12 protein-coding genes are annotated in these 18,837 nt (G+C 60.5%); 6 read left to right on the forward strand and 6 right to left on the reverse strand.

Annotated features, from left to right (window positions below; translation table 11 throughout):
• Nucleotides 1-71 precede the first annotated feature (71 nt).
• The 3 genes from zipA to CAF65_RS14030 all read right to left on the reverse strand — a co-directional run bounded on the left by zipA (nt 72) and on the right by CAF65_RS14030 (nt 5,334).
• The gene (zipA, locus tag CAF65_RS14020) at nt 72-926 is read right to left on the reverse strand and encodes a cell division protein ZipA (protein WP_085716798.1); all 855 of its coding nucleotides are present in this window, start codon (nt 924-926) and stop codon (nt 72-74) included.
• Between the two features lie 257 nt (nt 927-1,183).
• A complete protein-coding gene (gene smc, locus CAF65_RS14025; protein ID WP_085716799.1) occupies nt 1,184-4,672 on the reverse strand; it encodes a chromosome segregation protein SMC in 3,489 nt (1,162 codons plus the stop codon).
• A gap of 2 nt (nt 4,673-4,674) precedes the next feature.
• Nucleotides 4,675-5,334 (reverse strand): GntR family transcriptional regulator, encoded by a 660-nt coding sequence (locus CAF65_RS14030; RefSeq protein ID WP_085716800.1) that lies wholly within the window; start codon nt 5,332-5,334, stop codon nt 4,675-4,677.
• Between the two features lie 277 nt (nt 5,335-5,611).
• On the opposite strand from CAF65_RS14030, the gene xdhA reads away from it, so the two are divergent.
• The 4 genes from xdhA to guaD all read left to right on the forward strand — a co-directional run bounded on the left by xdhA (nt 5,612) and on the right by guaD (nt 11,757).
• Nucleotides 5,612-7,066 carry a xanthine dehydrogenase small subunit gene (xdhA, locus tag CAF65_RS14035; protein ID WP_085716802.1) on the forward strand — a complete coding sequence of 485 codons (1,455 nt, stop codon included), beginning with the start codon at nt 5,612-5,614 and terminating at the stop codon, nt 7,064-7,066.
• The gene (gene xdhB / locus CAF65_RS14040) at nt 7,059-9,458 is read left to right on the forward strand and encodes a xanthine dehydrogenase molybdopterin binding subunit (RefSeq protein ID WP_085716803.1); all 2,400 of its coding nucleotides are present in this window, start codon (nt 7,059-7,061) and stop codon (nt 9,456-9,458) included. Before xdhA ends, xdhB begins: the two co-directional genes overlap by 8 nt.
• A gap of 143 nt (nt 9,459-9,601) precedes the next feature.
• Nucleotides 9,602-10,444, forward strand: coding sequence for a xanthine dehydrogenase accessory protein XdhC (xdhC, locus tag CAF65_RS14045; RefSeq protein ID WP_085716804.1), 843 nt, complete (start codon nt 9,602-9,604; stop codon nt 10,442-10,444).
• An 8-nt stretch (nt 10,445-10,452) separates the two neighbouring features.
• A complete protein-coding gene (guaD, locus tag CAF65_RS14050) occupies nt 10,453-11,757 on the forward strand; it encodes a guanine deaminase (protein WP_085716805.1) in 1,305 nt (434 codons plus the stop codon).
• 81 nt (nt 11,758-11,838) lie between these two features.
• Here the strand turns inward: guaD and CAF65_RS14055 are convergent, their stop codons facing one another.
• Complete coding sequence (locus CAF65_RS14055; RefSeq protein WP_007971481.1) at nt 11,839-12,603, reverse strand: GntR family transcriptional regulator; 765 nt, start codon at nt 12,601-12,603, stop codon at nt 11,839-11,841.
• Between the two features lie 340 nt (nt 12,604-12,943).
• On the opposite strand from CAF65_RS14055, the gene CAF65_RS14060 reads away from it, so the two are divergent.
• Entirely contained in the window at nt 12,944-14,134 is a 1,191-nt protein-coding gene (locus CAF65_RS14060) for a benzoate/H(+) symporter BenE family transporter (RefSeq protein ID WP_085716806.1), read from the forward strand.
• 60 nt (nt 14,135-14,194) lie between these two features.
• Here the strand turns inward: CAF65_RS14060 and CAF65_RS14065 are convergent, their stop codons facing one another.
• Nucleotides 14,195-14,539 carry a YggL family protein gene (locus tag CAF65_RS14065; RefSeq protein ID WP_007971486.1) on the reverse strand — a complete coding sequence of 115 codons (345 nt, stop codon included), beginning with the start codon at nt 14,537-14,539 and terminating at the stop codon, nt 14,195-14,197.
• A gap of 234 nt (nt 14,540-14,773) precedes the next feature.
• Here CAF65_RS14065 and dacB point away from each other — a divergent pair, with 234 nt between their 5' ends.
• Nucleotides 14,774-16,234 carry a D-alanyl-D-alanine carboxypeptidase/D-alanyl-D-alanine-endopeptidase gene (gene dacB / locus CAF65_RS14070; RefSeq protein WP_085716807.1) on the forward strand — a complete coding sequence of 487 codons (1,461 nt, stop codon included), beginning with the start codon at nt 14,774-14,776 and terminating at the stop codon, nt 16,232-16,234.
• 38 nt (nt 16,235-16,272) lie between these two features.
• On the opposite strand, the gene CAF65_RS14075 is transcribed toward dacB, so the two are convergent.
• Nucleotides 16,273-18,672: a diguanylate cyclase gene (locus CAF65_RS14075; protein WP_085716809.1), complete on the reverse strand. Its 2,400-nt coding sequence runs from the start codon at nt 18,670-18,672 to the stop codon at nt 16,273-16,275.
• Nucleotides 18,673-18,837: the final 165 nt, after the last annotated feature.

The following is an 18,837-nucleotide window of genomic DNA, read 5'->3' on the forward strand; positions in this document are numbered from 1 at the left end:
AAAGAGCAGCCGAGGCTGCTCAATATGTTTTGCCGATCATCCCGCGCGCCGCGCGGGAATAACCATTTCAATCAACGCTTCTGGGTCAATGCGCGGCGTTCAAACTCCACGATGCGCTGACGGTAGTGCTCGATCGTCTGGGCGGTCAGTACGCTGCGCTGATCGTCCTTCAGTTCGCCATTGAGCTCCTGGGACAGTTTACGCGCCGCCGCCACCATCACGTCGAAGGCTTGCTTCGGATGGCGAGGGCCTGGCAGCCCCAGGAAGAAGCTCACCGCCGGGGTGCTGAAGTGGTCGATGTCGTCCAGGTCGAATACACCCGGCTTGACGGCATTGGCCATGGAGAAGAGGACTTCACCGTTGCCCGCCATGCTTTCGTGACGGTGGAAAATATCCATCTCGCCGAAACGCAGGCCGCTTTCCAGAATGTTCTGCAACAGCGCCGGGCCCTTGAAGCCGGCAGCGTCGCGGCAGATCACGCTGATCACCAGCACTTCTTCAGCTTGCGGCTGATCCTTGTCGCTGACCGATGGCGAGGATTTGGTTTCGGCCGGGAAATCGTCGTCGCGGCTGCTGAAGCTCGGGCCGCCGTCCAGATCCAGGCTGAGGTTCATGTCGCCCTGGGAAGGCTCGCTGTGGCTACGCTTGCCGCGCTTGGAACCCGACTCGCGAGGCTCCCGGGCCGGCATGCTCACCGACGGCAGGTCCTGCTCGTCCAGTTGCGGCTCTTTATGGGTGTCCAGCACGCGCGGCGGGCCCAGCAGCTCGGCGCTGCTGTCCTCGTCCGGCAGGTTGGACAGACTTCGATCAAGACGGAACTTCAGTTTTCCCTTGCCGCCGCGCATACGGCGCCAGCCATCGAAAAGAATACCGGCAATGACAATTATGCCGATGACGATCAGCCACTCGCGCAGACCGATTTCCATGTAATCCCGTGCCTCTATGAAAAATGCTGAAAAATAAGGGGTTTACAACCTGTAAACCGCTTTAAAACGTGGCGCCAACTCTATGTTCTGACAGGCGTTTTGCCCACGTATACGAAAAATTGACATTAAACTAGCACGACCAAAGGTAACTTTACACCGTCTACCACGTTGGCTAGCGCGAATATGTCGATTGGCCAGCAAGTCGAAGCGTTGAAAAGAGTCCTACTAACCGTAAACACCCTTCCTGCAACCACGACTCAGGCGTCCACCATCGCCATCGCCTCCTCGACATCCACTGCCACCAGACGCGAACAACCGGGTTCGTGCATCGTCACACCCATCAGTTGTTCGGCCATTTCCATAGCGATCTTGTTGTGAGTGATATAGATGAACTGCACTGTCTGTGACATCTCTTTTACCAATCGCGCGTAGCGTCCAACGTTAGCGTCATCCAGTGGCGCGTCAACCTCATCGAGCATGCAGAACGGCGCCGGGTTCAACTTGAAGATCGCAAAAACCAGGGCCAATGCGGTCAGGGCTTTTTCGCCGCCGGAGAGCAAATGGATGGTGCTGTTCTTCTTCCCTGGCGGCTGCGCCATGATTGTTACCCCTGTATCGAGTAAATCTTCGCCCGTCAGTTCCAAATACGCGCGGCCTCCACCGAAAACTTTTGGGAAAAGCGCCTGTAAACCGCCATTGATCTGATCAAAGGTATCCTTGAAGCGGTTGCGGGTTTCCTTGTCGATCTTGCGAATCACGTTCTCAAGGGTTTCAAGCGCCTCCACCAGATCGTCGTTCTGGGCATCCAGATAACGTTTACGTTCCGATTGTTGCTGGTACTCATCGATGGCCGCCAGGTTGATCGCGCCCAGGCGCTGAATCCTCGCGGCGATGCGCTCGAGTTCTTCCTCGGCGTCCTTCTCGCTGGCCTCGGCAGTCAATGTCGCGAGTACGCCGTGGAGATCGTAGCCGTCTTCCAGCAACTGGTCCTGCAAGGTCTTGCGGCGCACGGTCAGGGCTTGCCATTCCATACGCTGGGTTTCGAGCTGACTGCGAATCAACTGGGATTGTTGTTCGGCCTGGCTGCGGCGCTTCTCGGCGTCGCGCAATTCGCGGTCGGCGTCTTCGAGGGCGATCTGCGCGGTCTTGAGTTCTTCGTCGACGGTCATGCGTTTGTCGAGCAACTCCTCGAGCTTCAAACGCAATTCTTCCAGTGGCGCTTCGCCCTCCTCCAGATTGAGACTCAGTTGCTCGCGTTTTTCGGTCAGCCGCTCGGACTGCATCTCCAGCCGCTCCAGCGCCTGGCGCGTCGAGTCATGCTGTGCCTTGAGCGAACCCAAACGCACCGCCAACTGGTGGGCGTGATCCTTGTGTTGCCGCGCTTCCTGACGCACCCGGTCCAGGCGCTCACGCAAACTGTCGCGCTGCGCCAGCAGCAGTTCACGCTGCTCGGTGTCCTGCGCCATGCTGTCGAGGGCTTCCTGCAAGTGCAGGCGCGCCTCACCGATGTTTTCGTGCTCCAGGGCCCGTTGCTCGTCCAGTTCGGTGAGCTCTTCGTCAAGGCGGGTACGGCGCAGGGTCAATTGCTCGACCTTGGCTTTGCCGGCCGACAATTGAGCCTTCAATTCACCTTGCTGACGCGCTTCGTCCTGCAGCAAGCGACGCAAATGTTCGCGACCGTTTTCCTGCTGACGCTGTTGCGCCCTGAGATTCTGAAGCCGGGTTTCCAGGGTTTCGACAGCGGCTTCAAGCGTTTCGCGCTCAAGGCCCAGTTGCTGGATTTCCTGACCACGGGCGAGCACGCCGCTTTCCGCTTCGCTGGCTCGGCGTACACGCAGAAAATGCCGACCGACCCAGTAACCGTCACGGCTGATCAGGCTCTGCCCTGCAGCCAGTTGCCCGCGTAAGGCCAAGGCCTGTTCAAGGCTGTCGACCGGCTTGACTTGCCCCAGCCATGGCGACAGGTCGATCTGCGCCTCGACCTTGTCCAGCAAGCTGCCCGGCACTCGTATGCCATCGCTGGCCGGGCTGAGCAAACGCAAATCGCCCTGGGCAAAACCCGACAGATCGAAATCGTTGAAATCGTCCACCAGCACCGCTTGCAGGTCGGCGCCGAGAACGGTTTCCACCGCCAGCTCCCAACCGGCTTCAACCTTCAGGCCTTCGGCCAGGCGCGGGCGATCCGCGAGATTTTGTTCGCGCAACCACTCGGCGGTGCCGGTGCCCGGGTCAAGCGCGGCTTGCTGCAAGGCCTCAAGCGAAGCCAGTCGACCGTTGAGCCGCTGCAAATCGCCCTGGGCCTGTTGTTGCGCCGACAGCGCCTGCTGCAGCTCCTGACGCAATTGCTCAAGCTTTTCGACCTGCGCTTGTTCGCTGGTCTGCAAATCCTCAAGGGTCGCTTCGGATTCAGCGAGCTGCTCGCTGAGCTCCATGATTGCCGCGTCTTCCGGGTCCGCCGAGAGCAAGGCGCGCTCTTCGCCAAGACGTTTCTGGCGATCGGCCAGACGCTCAAGGCTGGTTTCCAGCTGCTGGATCCGCGATTGCTGCACTTCGGCCTGACGGCGCGGCTCGGCGGCGGTGAGGTTGAACGTATCCCACTGCTCCTGCCAGCCATGCATGGTGGTTTCGGATTCTTCCAGCGCGGCGGCGGCCTCTTCGGCGGCGGCGCTGGTGACTTCCTGTTCCGGGGTGAGCATGTCCAGCTCTTCGCCGAGGGTCAGCAGCAGCGTGCGGTCGTGGCCCAGGTGCGATTCGGTTTCCAGGCGTGCGCGCTCGGCTTCTTTCAGGTCATCCTGCAATTGCCGTAGACGCTGCTGGCCGTGCTGGATGCTCTGCTCGACCCGGGCAATGTCGCCGCCGACCGAGTAGAAGCGCCCTTGCACCAGATTGAAGCGCTCCGACAGGTCGTGGTGCCCGTCACGCAGGCGCTCGATGCTCGCATCGGCATTGCGTTGTTCGGCCACCAGGGCTTCGAAAGAAATCTCCTGATTACCGATGATCGCTTCACGCTGGCCGACCTGATCGTTCAGCGCCTGCCAGCGCAGGGCCGACAATTGGGCCTTGAGCTGACGCTCCTCGCCCTTGAATTCCTGATACTTTCTGGCGGCCTCGGCCTGGCGGTGCAAGCGTTCGAGCTGACGCTCAAGCTCTTCACGCAGGTCGGTGAGGCGCTCAAGGTTTTCGTGGGTGCGGCGGATACGGTTTTCCGTCTCGCGCCGGCGCTCCTTGTACTTGGAGATCCCCGCCGCTTCTTCGATGAAGTTGCGCAGGTCTTCGGGCTTGGACTCGATCAGCTTGGAGATCATCCCCTGCTCGATGATCGAGTAGCTACGCGGGCCAAGGCCGGTGCCGAGGAAGATGTCAGTGATGTCGCGGCGCCGGCATTTGGTGCCGTTGAGGTAATAAGTGGTCTGGCTGTCGCGGGTCACTTTGCGGCGAATGGAAATTTCCGCGTAGGCAGCGTACTCGCCGAGCAATGTCCCGTCGGAGTTATCGAACACCAGCTCGATGCTGGCCTGGCTCACCGGCTTGCGGCTGGTGGAGCCGTTGAAGATGACGTCGGTCATCGACTCGCCGCGCAGGTTCTTCGCCGAACTCTCGCCCATTACCCAGCGCACGGCGTCGATGATGTTCGACTTGCCGCAGCCATTGGGCCCGACCACCGCCGCCATGTTACTGGGGAAGTTCACCGTGGTCGGGTCGACGAAGGACTTGAACCCCGCCAGCTTGATGCACTTTAGGCGCACGCTCAGGCGTCCGTCAGAGCGGAGATCACCAGATCGCAACTGCGCTGGGCGTAAGCCGTCAGCACCACGCGAATCTGCGCAAAGTCACGGGCGATCACGGCCGCGAGCAAGCGTTCGAACAGTTCCAGAAACTCGCTCATCGAAGCCTTGCGCTGGTCCAGGGCAAGGAAATAGGCACGACTCATGGCCGGCTGCAGATTCTCGACGGTTTCCTGCAGGTACGGGTTGTTGGCAAACCCATAGGCGGCTCGCATCACGTTGAAACTTTCATCGACGAAGGTGTGGATGTCCTGGCGCTCGTAGCTGGCGGTCAGGCGCTGCTGAATCTGCACGAACGGCGCCAGGTCAGCCTCGACTTTCCAGCCACTGGCCACCGAGTTGGCCAGCAGGATGTACATCTCGCTCATCAGCGTGCACAGGCTCTGCACCTTGTGTGCGGTGAGCTCGGTCACGTGGGCGCCACGTCGCGGCAGGATCGCGATCAGGTGCCGACGCTCGAGGATCAGCAAGGCCTCGCGGACCGAACCACGGCTGACATTGAGGGCCAGTGTGACCTTCTGTTCCTGGATGCGCTCCCCGGGCTTCATTTCGCCGCGAATGATGCGTTCGGCGAGGTGGTGAGCGATTTGCTCGGCGAGGCTGTCCGGCGCCTTGAACGTCATGGTTGTTCTTCAAACTCTTCGATCTGTACAAGCGGCGCAGTGTAGCGCAATTGCTGCCTCATGGCGGAGTGCCCACCCGGAGGTTTTTGGCACGATTCAAGCAGAATTCAGGCAAAAAGGCAGGCTATCGAACCAACGACAATAATTAAGGAACAGGATGTTAATCGACAAAATGCAATTTCCTGACCTTTAAGTCAGAAAATCATTGACCGAAAAGTCAGACCTGCTAAATTCGGTCCTATCGGTTAACAACAATAATGAGTCTGCGAGGCCTTCCGTGATCCAGTTTTTACTAAACCAGGAACTCCGTAGCGAGCACGCCCTGGACCCGAACCTGACCGTGCTCAATTATCTGCGCGACCATGTGGGCAAGCCCGGCACCAAAGAAGGCTGCGCCAGCGGTGACTGCGGCGCCTGCACCGTGGTGGTCGGCGAATTGCAAACGGATGATGACGGCCGCGAACACATTCGCTATCGCAGCCTCAACTCGTGCCTGACCTTCGTGTCGTCCCTGCACGGCAAACAACTGATCAGCGTTGAAGACCTCAAGCACAAAGGTCAACTGCACAGCGTGCAGAAAGCCATGGTCGAATGCCACGGCTCGCAATGCGGCTTCTGTACCCCAGGCTTCGTGATGTCTCTGTTTGCCCTGCAAAAGAACAGCGATGCACCGGATCATGCCAAAGCCCACGAAGCACTGGCCGGCAATCTCTGCCGCTGCACCGGCTACCGGCCGATCCTGGAAGCCGCCGAACAGTCCTGCTGCGGCAAGCAACCGGACCAGTTCGACGCCCGCGAGGCCGACACCATTGCGCGCCTGAAAGCCATTGCCCCTAGCGATATCGGCGAGCTCAACAGCGGCGACAAACGTTGCCTGGTGCCGCTGACCGTGGCCGACCTGGCCGACCTCTACGACGCTTATCCACAGGCTCGCCTGTTGGCTGGCGGCACCGACCTGGCGCTGGAAGTCACGCAGTTCCACCGCACCCTGCCGGTGATGATCTACGTCGGCAACGTCGCCGAGATGAAACGCATCGAACGTTTTGACGATCGTCTGGAAATCGGCGCAGCCACGGCCCTTTCCGATTGCTACGAGGCCTTGAACGCCGAGTACCCGGACTTCGGTGAATTGCTGCACCGCTTCGCCTCCTTGCAGATCCGCAACCAGGGCACCCTCGGCGGCAACATCGGCAACGCCTCGCCGATTGGTGACTCGCCGCCCCTGCTGATCGCCCTCGGCGCGCAAATCGTGCTGTGCAAAGGCGAAACCCGCCGCACCCTGGCGCTGGAAGACTACTTCATCGATTACCGCGTCACGGCGCGCCAGGAAAGCGAGTTCATCGAGAAGATCATCGTGCCGCGCGCCAGCGTCGAAAAACTGTTCCGCGCCTACAAAGTTTCCAAGCGCCTGGATGACGACATTTCCGCCGTGTGTGCTGCCTTCAACATTCGCCTGGAAAACGGCGTGGTGGCCGAGGCCCGCGTCGCGTTCGGCGGCATGGCGGCCATCCCGAAACGCGCTGCTGCTTGCGAGGCCGCATTGCTCGGTTCGCCGTTCAACAACGCCACCGTTGAACGTGCCTGCGCCGCCTTGGGCGAAGATTTCACGCCGCTCTCGGACTTCCGCGCCAGCAAGGAATATCGCTTGCTCAGCGCGCAAAACCTGCTGCGCAAATACTTCATCGAACTGCAAACACCGCACATCGAGACTCGGGTGACCGCTTATGTCTAATCATCACGCCGTAGAGAAGACCCAAGCCGAATTGGCTGAACTGTTCGCCAAGGACCTGACCACCGGTGTCGGCCGCAGCGTCAGGCACGACAGCGCCGCCAAGCATGTCGCCGGTGAAGCGCTGTACATCGACGATCGCCTGGAGTTTGCGAACCAGTTGCACGTTTATGCGCGCATGTCGGACCGCGCCCACGCCCGCATCATCAGCATCGACACCGCGCCCTGCTACGCCTTCGAAGGCGTGCGCATCGCCATTACCCACGAAGACGTACCGGGCCTGAAAGACATCGGCCCGTTGCTGCCCGGCGATCCGCTGCTGGCCATCGATACCGTGCAATTCGTCGGTCAACCCGTGGTCGCCGTTGCCGCGAAAGACCTGGAAACCGCACGCAAGGCGGCCATGGCCGCGATCATCGAATACGAAGACCTCGAACCCGTGCTGGATGTGGTCGAAGCCCTGCGCAAACGCCACTTCGTCCTGGAAAGCCACACTCACAAGCGTGGCGATTCGGCCACGGCACTGGCCACCGCCGAGCACCGCATTCAAGGCACCCTGCACATCGGCGGCCAGGAACACTTCTACCTGGAAACCCAGATCTCTTCGGTGATGCCGACCGAAGACGGCGGCATGATCGTCTACTGCTCGACCCAGAACCCCACCGAAGTGCAGAAGCTGGTGGCCGAAGTGCTGGACGTGTCGATGAACAAGATCGTCGTCGACATGCGCCGCATGGGCGGTGGTTTCGGTGGCAAGGAAACCCAGGCGGCCAGCCCTGCGTGTCTGTGCGCGGTGATCGCGCACCTCACCGGCCAACCGACCAAGATGCGTCTGCCACGGGTCGAAGACATGCTGATGACCGGCAAGCGTCACCCGTTCTATGTCGAATACGATGTGGGCTTTGACAGCACCGGCCGCCTGCACGGCATCAACCTGGAACTGGCCGGCAACTGCGGCTGTTCGCCTGACCTGTCGGCGTCGATCGTCGACCGGGCGATGTTCCACTCGGACAACTCGTACTATCTGGGCGACGCGACCATCAACGGTCATCGCTGCAAGACCAACACCGCGTCGAACACCGCCTACCGCGGTTTCGGCGGCCCGCAAGGCATGGTCGCCATCGAGGAAGTGATGGACGCCATCGCCCGTCACCTGGCCCTCGACCCGCTGGCCGTGCGCAAGGCCAACTACTACGGCAAGACCGAACGCAACGTCACCCATTACTACCAGACCGTCGAGCACAACATGCTCGAAGAGATGACCGCAGAACTTGAAGAAAGCAGCCAGTATGCCGAGCGTCGCGAAGCGATCCGTCGCTACAACGCCAATAGCCCGATCCTGAAAAAAGGCCTGGCGCTGACCCCGGTGAAATTCGGCATTTCCTTCACCGCCAGCTTCCTCAACCAGGCAGGCGCCTTGGTGCATGTCTACACCGACGGCAGCATCCACCTGAACCACGGCGGCACCGAAATGGGCCAGGGCCTGAACACCAAGGTCGCACAGGTTGTGGCCGAAGTGTTCCAGGTGGAAATGGACCGCGTGCAAATCACCGCGACCAACACCGACAAAGTACCGAACACCTCGCCGACCGCCGCTTCCAGCGGTGCCGACCTGAACGGCAAGGCTGCGCAGAACGCGGCGGAAACCATCAAGAAACGCCTGGTGGAATTCGCTGCCCGCCAATACAAGGTCAGCGAAGAGGACGTGGAATTCCACAACGGCCATGTGCGCATACGCGACCATATCCTGACCTTCGAAGCGTTGATCCAGCAGGCGTACTTCGCCCAGGTGTCGCTGTCGAGCACCGGGTTCTACAAGACCCCGAAAATCTACTACGACCGCAGCCAGGCCCGTGGCCGGCCGTTCTACTACTTCGCCTTTGGTGCGGCGTGCTGCGAAGTGCTGGTCGACACCCTGACCGGCGAATACAAGATGCTGCGCACCGACATCCTCCACGACGTCGGCGCCTCGCTGAACCCGGCCATCGACATCGGTCAGGTCGAGGGCGGTTTCATCCAGGGCATGGGCTGGCTGACCATGGAAGAGCTGGTGTGGAACAACAAGGGCAAGCTGATGACCAACGGCCCGGCCAGCTACAAGATTCCGGCCGTGGCGGACATGCCGCTGGACCTGCGGGTGAAGCTGGTGGAAAACCGCAAGAACCCGGAAGACACGGTGTTCCATTCCAAGGCCGTGGGCGAGCCGCCGTTCATGCTTGGCATCGCCTCGTGGTGCGCAATCAAGGACGCCGTGGCGAGCTTGGGCGACTACAAACACCAACCGAAGATCGATGCGCCGGCGACCCCGGAGCGGGTGTTGTGGGGCTGCGAGCAGATGCGCCAGTTGAAGGCGGCGAAGGCTGTCGAGGCTGAAACCGAGCTGGCTTCGCTTTAAAGACCTAGGCGCGGCCTTCGCGAGCAGGCTCGCTCCCACAATGGATCTCCAGTGGGCACAAATTTTGTGAATGACAGAGATCAAAATGTGGGAGCGAGCCTGCTCGCGAAGACGGCCGAACAGACAACAATGTCGAGGTGAACATGTACAACTGGATCGACGCCCTCGCCGACCTGCAAAACCGGGGTGAGCCCTGCGTGTTGATAACCATCATCGAAGAGCTCGGCTCGACGCCGCGCAATGCCGGCTCGAAGATGGTCATCAGCGCGAACCAGGCCTTCGACACCATCGGTGGCGGACACCTGGAATACAAAGCCATGCAGATTGCCCGCGAGATGCTGGCCAGCGGTAAACAGGACACCCATCTGGAGCGATTCAGCCTCGGCGCCAGCCTCGGCCAATGCTGTGGTGGTGCGACGGTATTGCTGTTCGAACCGATGGGCCAGGTACAGGCGCAGATCGCCGTGTTCGGTGCCGGCCACGTGGGCCGGGCGCTGGTGCCACTGCTGGCCAGCCTGCCCTGCCGGGTGCGCTGGATCGACTCGCGGGATGCGGAGTTTCCCGAACAGATTCCCCATGGCGTGCGCAAGATCGTCAGCGAAGAACCGGTGGATGAAGTCGACGACCTGCCCGCGGGCAGTTATTGCATCGTCATGACCCACAACCATCAACTCGACCTCGAACTGACCGCCGCCATCCTAAAGCGCAACGACTTCGCCTACTTCGGCCTGATCGGTTCGAAGACCAAACGCGTGAAGTTCGAACATCGCCTGCGCGACCGCGGCTTCGACACCAGCGTCGTGCAACGCATGCGCTGCCCGATGGGCATCGGCGAAGTCAAAGGCAAGTTGCCTGTGGAAATCGCCATCTCCATCGCCGGCGAAATCATCGCCACCTATAACGCCAATTTCGGTCAGCACACCGCCAGCACCGGATCGATTGCCAAACTGCTGCCTGCGTCACGCCGCAGCCAAGCCTCCAACTGAGAATTCTCATGCCTCTGACTCGCAAAGCCTACCGCGCCGCCATCCTGCACAGCATCGCCGACCCTGCCATCGTGGGCATCGAAGCCTCCTACGAGTATTTCGAAGACGGTTTGCTGGTTGTGGACAACGGCCAGATCAGCGCGCTCGGCCACGCCAGCGAACTGCTGCCGACCCTGGCGGCTGACGTCGAAATCACCCACTATCAGGACGCACTGATCACTCCCGGCTTCATCGATACCCACATCCATTTGCCGCAAACCGGCATGGTCGGTGCCTACGGCGAGCAATTGCTGGACTGGCTCAACACCTACACCTTCCCGTGCGAAAGCCAGTTCGCCGACAAGGCCCACGCCGACGAAGTCGCGGACATTTTCATCAAGGAACTGCTGCGCAACGGCACCACCACCGCGCTGGTTTTCGGCAGCGTGCACCCGCAATCGGTGAATTCGTTCTTCGAAGCGGCCGAACAGTTGGATCTGCGGATGATCGCCGGCAAGGTGATGATGGACCGCAACGCGCCGGACTACCTGACCGACACCGCCGAATCCAGCTACATGGAAAGCAAGGCGTTGATCGAGCGCTGGCACGGCAAGGGTCGCCTGCACTACGCCGTCACCCCACGCTTCGCACCGACCAGTACCCCGGAACAGCTCACCCTGGCCGGCCAGTTGCTGACTGAATACCCGGATCTGTACATGCAGACCCACATCAGCGAAAACCTCAAGGAAATCGAGTGGGTCAAGGAGTTGTTCCCGGAGCGCAAAGGCTACCTGGACGTCTACGATCACTACCAGTTGCTCGGCGAGCGCTCGGTGTTCGCCCACGGCGTGCACCTGTGCGATGACGAGTGCGCGCGACTGGCAGAAACCGGTTCGGCCATCTCGTTCTGCCCGACCTCGAACTTCTTCCTTGGCAGCGGCCTGTTCAACCTGCCGATGGCCGAGAAGCACAAACTCAATGTCGGCATCGGCACCGATGTGGGCGGCGGCACCAGTTTCTCGCTGCTGCAAACCCTCAACGAAGCCTACAAGGTCATGCAACTGCAAGGCGCACGCCTGAGCCCGTTCAAGTCGCTGTACCTGGCCACCCTCGGTGGCGCCCGCGCGCTGCGCCTGGAAGACAGGATCGGTAACCTGCAACCGGGCACCGACGCCGACTTCCTGGTGCTGGACTACAACGCCACGCCACTGCTGGGCTATCGCCTGAAACAGGCCCATAACATCGCCGAGACGTTGTTCGTGTTGATGACGCTGGGGGATGACCGGACTGTGCTGCAGACTTATGCGGCAGGGAATCTGGTGCATCAGCGGTAAAAGTTTGCGCCCATAAAAAATCCCCCGGCGCTTTTCAGCCCGGGGGATTTTTATTGCCTGTCATACCGCCATCGCGGTCTATCAGATTTTCGCTGGCGAACGCCCAGGCTTCTTGGTCTGCAACAAATGCGAGAACACTGCATGCAGATCATCCGAAGCACTTTCCTCGTCGAGGTTGAGCTTGCTGTCGATGTGATCCATGTGATGCATCATCAGGTTGACGGCCAGCTCAGCGTCGCGCTTCTCGATAGCGTCGATCAACTGGGTGTGCTCGTCGTAGGAACAGTGGGAACGGTTGCCGCTTTCGTACTGGGCGATGATCAGCGAAGTCTGGGACACCAGGCTGCGCTGGAAGCTGATCAACGGGGCGTTTTTCGCCGCTTCAGCCAGTTTCAGGTGGAATTCACCCGATAGACGGATGCCGGCACCCCGGTCGCCACGGGAAAAGCTGTCGCGCTCGTCGTTGACCATCTGACGCAATTCGGCAATCTGCTCGGCGGTGGCGTGCTGCACCGCCAATTCAGTGATCGCGCGCTCGACCAGACGCCGGGCCATGAACACCTGCCGCGCCTCTTCGACGCTCGGGCTGGCAACGACGGCGCCGCGATTCGGACGTAGCAGCACCACGCCTTCATGGGCCAGGCGCGACAAGGCGCGGCGAATGATGGTGCGGCTGACCCCGAAAATTTCCCCCAGCGCTTCTTCGCTCAACTTGGTGCCGGGCGCCAGACGCTGCTCGAGGATGGCCTCGAAGATATGCGCGTAGACAATATCGTCCTGGGTACCGCTGCGGCCGGCTTTGCCTGCTCGCGGTTGTTTCTTTAGGGGTTGCAACTGTTCGTTCATGGGCACTCGAGTCGGAAGAACTGCGGCGAATTGACGGTGACTGTAATACGGCACAGTGGGTCGCTGGCAAGTATCGCGTAAAAAACACCACGATTGTACACAATGGATGGTGGCAACACGACTGTACGGCTGAATGTTGCCTCGGCTGTATCGCAATGATCCCTTACGTTTGAGTTTAGGCTTGAACACGCAATTTCCCACTCATTGCAGGAGCGAGCCTGCTCGCGAAAAAAACGGTGACGCTACCGGGTGTCAGGCCCCCAACGTCATCGTTGACGACCATCGTTGGAACGCCGCCCGGATCAAGCTCGCTCCTACAAGTAAAAGGAACACCGCCGTCATGAACGACGCCACGCACACCCAGCTCCGTCCATTGGCCGATACCTCGACCTCGGCCATCGTCGCCGGGTTCATCGCCATGATGACCGGCTACACCAGCTCCCTGGTGCTGATGTTTCAGGCCGGGCAAGCGGCGGGCCTGAGCAGCGGGCAGATTTCTTCGTGGATCTGGGCGATTTCCATCGGCATGGCGGTGTGCTCCATTGGCCTGTCCCTGCGCTATCGCACGCCGATCACCATTGCCTGGTCGACCCCCGGTGCCGCGCTGCTGATCACCAGCCTGGGCGGTGTGAGCTACGGTGAAGCCATTGGTGCCTATATTACCTGCGCCGTGTTGGTGACGATTTGCGGGCTGACCGGCAGCTTCGAACGACTGGTGAAAAAAATCCCGGCATCCTTGGCCGCCGCCCTGCTGGCAGGGATCCTGTTCAAGATCGGCAGCGAGATTTTCGTCGCGGCGCAACACCGCACCGGCCTGGTATTGGGGATGTTTGCCACTTATCTGCTGGTCAAGCGCCTGTCGCCGCGCTATGCGGTGTTGGCGGCATTGCTGATCGGCACGGCATTGTCAGGCTTCATGGGGCTGCTGGACTTCAGCGGTTTTCACCTGGAGGTGGCGACGCCGGTCTGGACCACGCCGCACTTCTCCCTGGCAGCGACCATCAGCATCGGCATCCCGCTGTTTGTCGTCGCCATGACGTCACAGAACATGCCCGGTATCGCCGTATTGCGCGCCGATGGTTACACGGTGCCAGCCTCGCCGCTGATCACCACCACCGGTATCGCCAGCTTGCTGTTGGCACCGTTCGGCTCGCACGGGATCAACCTGGCGGCGATCAGCGCAGCGATCTGCACCGGACCGCACGCCCATGAGGATCGCAACAAGCGCTATACCGCAGCCGTCTGGTGCGGGATTTTCTACGGGATCGCCGGGGTGTTCGGCGCGACGCTCGCAGCTTTGTTTGCCGCATTGCCCAAGGAACTGGTGCTGTCGATTGCTGCGCTGGCACTGTTTGGCTCGATCATCAACGGCTTGAGCATTGCCATGAGCGTAGTGAAGGAGCGTGAAGCCGCGCTGATCACCTTCATGGTCACGGCATCGGGGTTGACGCTGTTTTCCATCGGTTCGGCGTTCTGGGGGATCGTCGCGGGGGTGGTGACGCTGGTGATTCTGAACTGGCGCAATGCCTGAAACCACAAACCATCGGCATAAAAAAACGGCGACCCTCGGGTCGCCGTTTTTTTCAGAACATCAAGCTACCGGATTGATCGGCTTTTCCGGGTACCAGACGTCCAGCAGCGGGCTGACTTCAACGCTGGTCAGCTCGGTGCGGCCTTTGAGCCAGGCTTCAACGGCAGCGCGCTGTTCAGCGCTGACCGAGCCACGCTTCTGCAGGCAAACCAGACCGTAGTCGTCGCCGCCAACATAGCCCAGGCCGTTGGCTTCCATGGCTTCTTTGAGGAACGCATCGAGGAAAGCATCAATGGCTTCATCAGCCAAATCTTCTTTGAAATCCAGGTTCAGTTCGAAACCCAGCTCTTGAAATTCATCGACGCACAGTTTTTTGCGCAGACGCTGGGAACGGTTAGTCGCCATTGGAACAATCCTCTTAAGTAATAACGGGCGGCACTTTAGCAGTTTAAGCCGCCGATTGCCTGACTCTCTGGGCCACGATGCCTACCGTCGGTAAAAAAATAGCCTGTCAGACAGCCCGCGCACGGCACAAGCCGGGACACCTTGGGGCATAATGCCGACACTTTCATGACCATTGAGGGAATTTATCGCCATGCCCTCATCTTATTTCCCCTCGGCTGTAGGGTTTTATTTCAGATGATCAAATCTTTGCGTCCATTGCTGCTGGCCGGTTTTCTTCTTCCCCTGGCCCTCTCCGTTTCCGCTGCTCCGGTCAACACTGCGTTGTCGCCCAACGTTGAGAAAGCCCTGAAAGCCAGCAAGTTGCAGGACAACGCCCTGTCGCTGGTGATGATCCCCCTCACCGGTCCCGGCACCCCGACGGTGTTCAACGCAGACGTCTCGGTCAACCCGGCGTCGACCATGAAACTGGTCACCACCTACGCGGCCCTGGAAATGCTCGGCCCGAACCACCAGTGGAAAACCGAGTTCTACACCGACGGCACCCTCAGTGGCGGCATCCTCAACGGCAACCTCTACCTCAAGGGTGGCGGCGATCCGAAGCTGAACATGGAAAAACTCTGGCTGCTGATGCGTGACCTGCGTGCCAACGGTGTCACCCAGGTCACCGGCGACCTGGTGCTGGATAAAACCTTCTTCGTGCAACCGCAACTACCGGAGTTCAATGACGACGGCAACGACGAGAACAAACCATTCCTGGTCAAGCCCGACTCGCTGCTGGTCAACCTCAAGGCGCTGCGCTTCGTCGCGCGCAATGACTCGGGCAAGGTGCTGGTCTCGGTGGAACCGCCAATTGCGAGCATCCACATCGACAACCAGGTCAAGGCCCTCAATTCCAAGCAATGCACCGGTGGCGTGCGTTACAACCCGGTGGCACAGGCCGATGGCAGCGTGACCGTGACAGTCGGCGGTCAACTGGGTGAAGGCTGCAACTCGCAGACTTACCTGTCGCTGCTCGACCACGCGACCTACACCGCCGGTGCCGTCCGGGCGATCTGGAAGGAACTGGGTGGCAGCATCCAGGGCAAGGATGTGCAGGCGCCAACACCTAAAGATGCCAAGGTACTGGCCCGGGCGTTCTCTCCAGACCTGGCGGAAGTCATCCGCGACATCAACAAGTACAGTAACAACACCATGGCCCAGCAGTTGTTCCTGAGCCTCGGCCAACGTTTCCGCACCGAGGCCGATGGTGACGACGCCAAGGCCGCCCAGCGTGTGGTGCGTCAATGGCTGGCGAAAAAGGGCATCACCGCGCCGCACCTGGTGATGGAGAACGGCTCCGGCCTGTCCCGTTCCGAGCGCGTCAGCGCCCGGGAAATGGCCTCGATGCTCGAAGCGGCGTGGCACAGCCCGTATGCCGCCGAATACATCAGTTCGATGCCGATTGCCGGCACCGACGGCACCATGCGCAAGCGCCTCAAGACCACTGCGATGCGCGGTGAAGCCCACGTCAAGACTGGCACCCTGAACACCGTGCGGGCGATTGCCGGTTTCAGTCGCGACGTCAACGGCAACACCTGGGCGGTGGTAGCGATCCTTAACGACAAGGCCCCGTTCGGCGCCTCTTCGGTGCTCGATCAGGTGCTGCTCGACCTGTACCGCCAACCGAAAACGCCGCAGACGGCTTCGGTGTTGTAACCGGACCTTCAGAACTCAACAGGGATTGCATGCAATCCCTAGTTCATTTCCGCCTCAACCCGATCCCTTCCTGCCTGCTTCGCCGCATAGACCCCCGAGTCCGCGCGCAACAGCAAGGCATCGGCGCCCTCCCCGACCCGCCAGCTGGCAATCCCGAAGCTGGCGGTGACGGTACCGACATCTTCGATGGGTGAACTGCGCAAGCCTTGCCACAATTGCTGGGCCAACATGAAGGCATGTTCGCCGTTGATATCCGGGCACAGCACCATGAACTCCTCACCGCCCAGGCGGCAGAACACATCGGTGCGACGCAGCCGGTGGCCAATCCGTTCGCACACTGCCTGCAACACCCGATCACCGATGGCATGGCCATGCAGGTCATTGATGCGCTTGAAATGGTCGATATCGAGCATGATCACCGACAAATCCCCACCGCCGCGCTCTACCCGAGCCATTTCGGTGGTCAGGCGCTCCTGGAAATAACGCCGGTTGTGGATACCGGTCAGCGAATCGGTGACCGACAACGCGCGCAACTCTTCTTCCACCCGCTTCATGTCGGAAATGTCCGATATGTAGCCGTGCCACAGCACACCGCCACCAGGCAACTCCTCCGGCGTGGCTTCGCCGCGAACCCAACGCAATCCACGTTGCGGCAGTTGCACGCGGTATTCTTCGCGCCACGGGCTGAGGGTGTCGGCCGAGGCGCGGATCGAGGCGCGGACACGGGTGGTGTCCTGCGGGTGAATCCGCGTGAAGATCGACTCGGCATTGAGCAGCAGCACGTCGGGTTCCAGCTCGTAGATCTCGCGAATGCCGTCGCTGGCGTAGATCACACTGAAGCGCCCGTCGAACTCCATCTTGAACTGGTAGATGCCACCGGGCACGTGGGCGCTGAGCTTCTTCAACAGCAGGTCCCGCGCTGCGAGCGCTTCATGGACCCGTTTGCGTTCGGTGATATCGATGCACACCGCCAGGTGCCCAACCCACAGGCCTTGTTCGTCGAGCACCGGTGTCGCGAGCATGTTGACCATCAAATGGCTGCCATCGCCGCGCACCAGCGTCCACTCCCGCGCCTCGTGACTGCCCTCCATGTCGCCTTCGACCAGCATCGCGTGACAGGCTGGAACCGGTTTGCCATAGCGTGCACTCAACTCTGCCGAGCGAGCGGCCAGTTCCCGGGGAAGGTGCAGGCTCTCCAGGGTCAGATGGCCGACCACTTCGGCACTGGTATAGCCAAGCATCTGCTCGGCACCCGCGTTGAAAGTGCTGATGACGCCGCGCAGGTCGGTGGCGATGATCGCAACCTGGGTGGCGGCATTCAGCACGCCACGCAACTGACCATGGGTGCCGCGTAGCTCTTGCTCTCGATCGCGCAGTTCCTGGGTACGTTGCTCGACCAGTTTCAACGCCCGCTGGCGCTGGCTGACCAACACATACAGCAAGGCACTGAGCAACACGCTGAGCAAACCACCCAGCACCACCACACTGGTCACCGATGAATGATTGGCCTGGATGAAAGCTGCACTGGGCTGGATATCAACTTGATAGTCATGGTCGGCCATGCGCAACAGGCGCGTGGCGGACAACTCGCTGATGGCCGGCGGATTGGGCGACTCGAACAGCACCTCGTGCTGGTCGTCGGTCGACAAATCGAGGATGCGCACCGATAGATAATCGCGGCTCGCTTCCGGCAGCCCGTCCGCCAGCAACTGGCGCATGCTGATCACGGCCATGACATAACCGTAAGGCTTCGTGACCTTGTGGTCTTGACTGTTGCTCTGCGTGACCGGCGCGACCAGCAGCACCCCCCGCGCATAAGCCGGCTCGATACTCACCAGATGCATCGGTTGCGACACTGCCATGGCGCCATGCTGATCGGCCCGATCGAGCGTGGCGCGCCGCAGCGGCTGGGCCAGCAAGTCGTAACCAAGGGGAGACCCAAGTTTGCTTTGGGTCTGGCTATAGAGCACCACCACGTACTCGTCGCGTTCGCCCGCCAGTTTCAGCTGACCGTCGGCATCGAGTTCGCGCAGGGTAAAGTTACTCAAGCCTTCGTCACGCACACGGCGCTCGAACGCCGCCCGCTGCTCGCCGGTAACCCGTACTGCGTAGGAATAGGCTTGGGTTCGCAGCAGTAAAGGCTGGGTATAACCGTCGAATTCCGCTCGGGAAACCGAATCGGAATTGGCGAAAAAACGGCGCAGGCCATCGAGGCGCTGCTCCTGATCTTCGAAACGCTCTTCGATACGGCTGTAACGCTCACTGGCCAGCAGTTGAAAGCGTTGCCGCAATTGATGGTGAAACAGATTCAGCGTCGACCACGCGAGCAACCCAGTGAGCACCCAGCCGACAAGTAACACCAGCAGCGCGACCAGCCAGGCCGAGACATCTTCGCTGATAAACCCCAGGATTTTTGGGCGCACGGCGTGCAACGACATAAAACGCAAACTCAAAACGCCAGGTGCGGGAAAGCCCTTTGGCCATGAGTTGAGTTATAGCTATTAGCCACTAATTTGACCAGCACTGTAGGAGCGAGCTTGCTCGCAATGGTCGATAACGAAAACGCGTGCTTACCGGGTAAACGTCGCGCTCTCAGGTTCATC

This window comes from Pseudomonas sp. B28(2017) (assembly GCF_002113025.1).
Lineage (GTDB): Bacteria > Pseudomonadota > Gammaproteobacteria > Pseudomonadales > Pseudomonadaceae > Aquipseudomonas.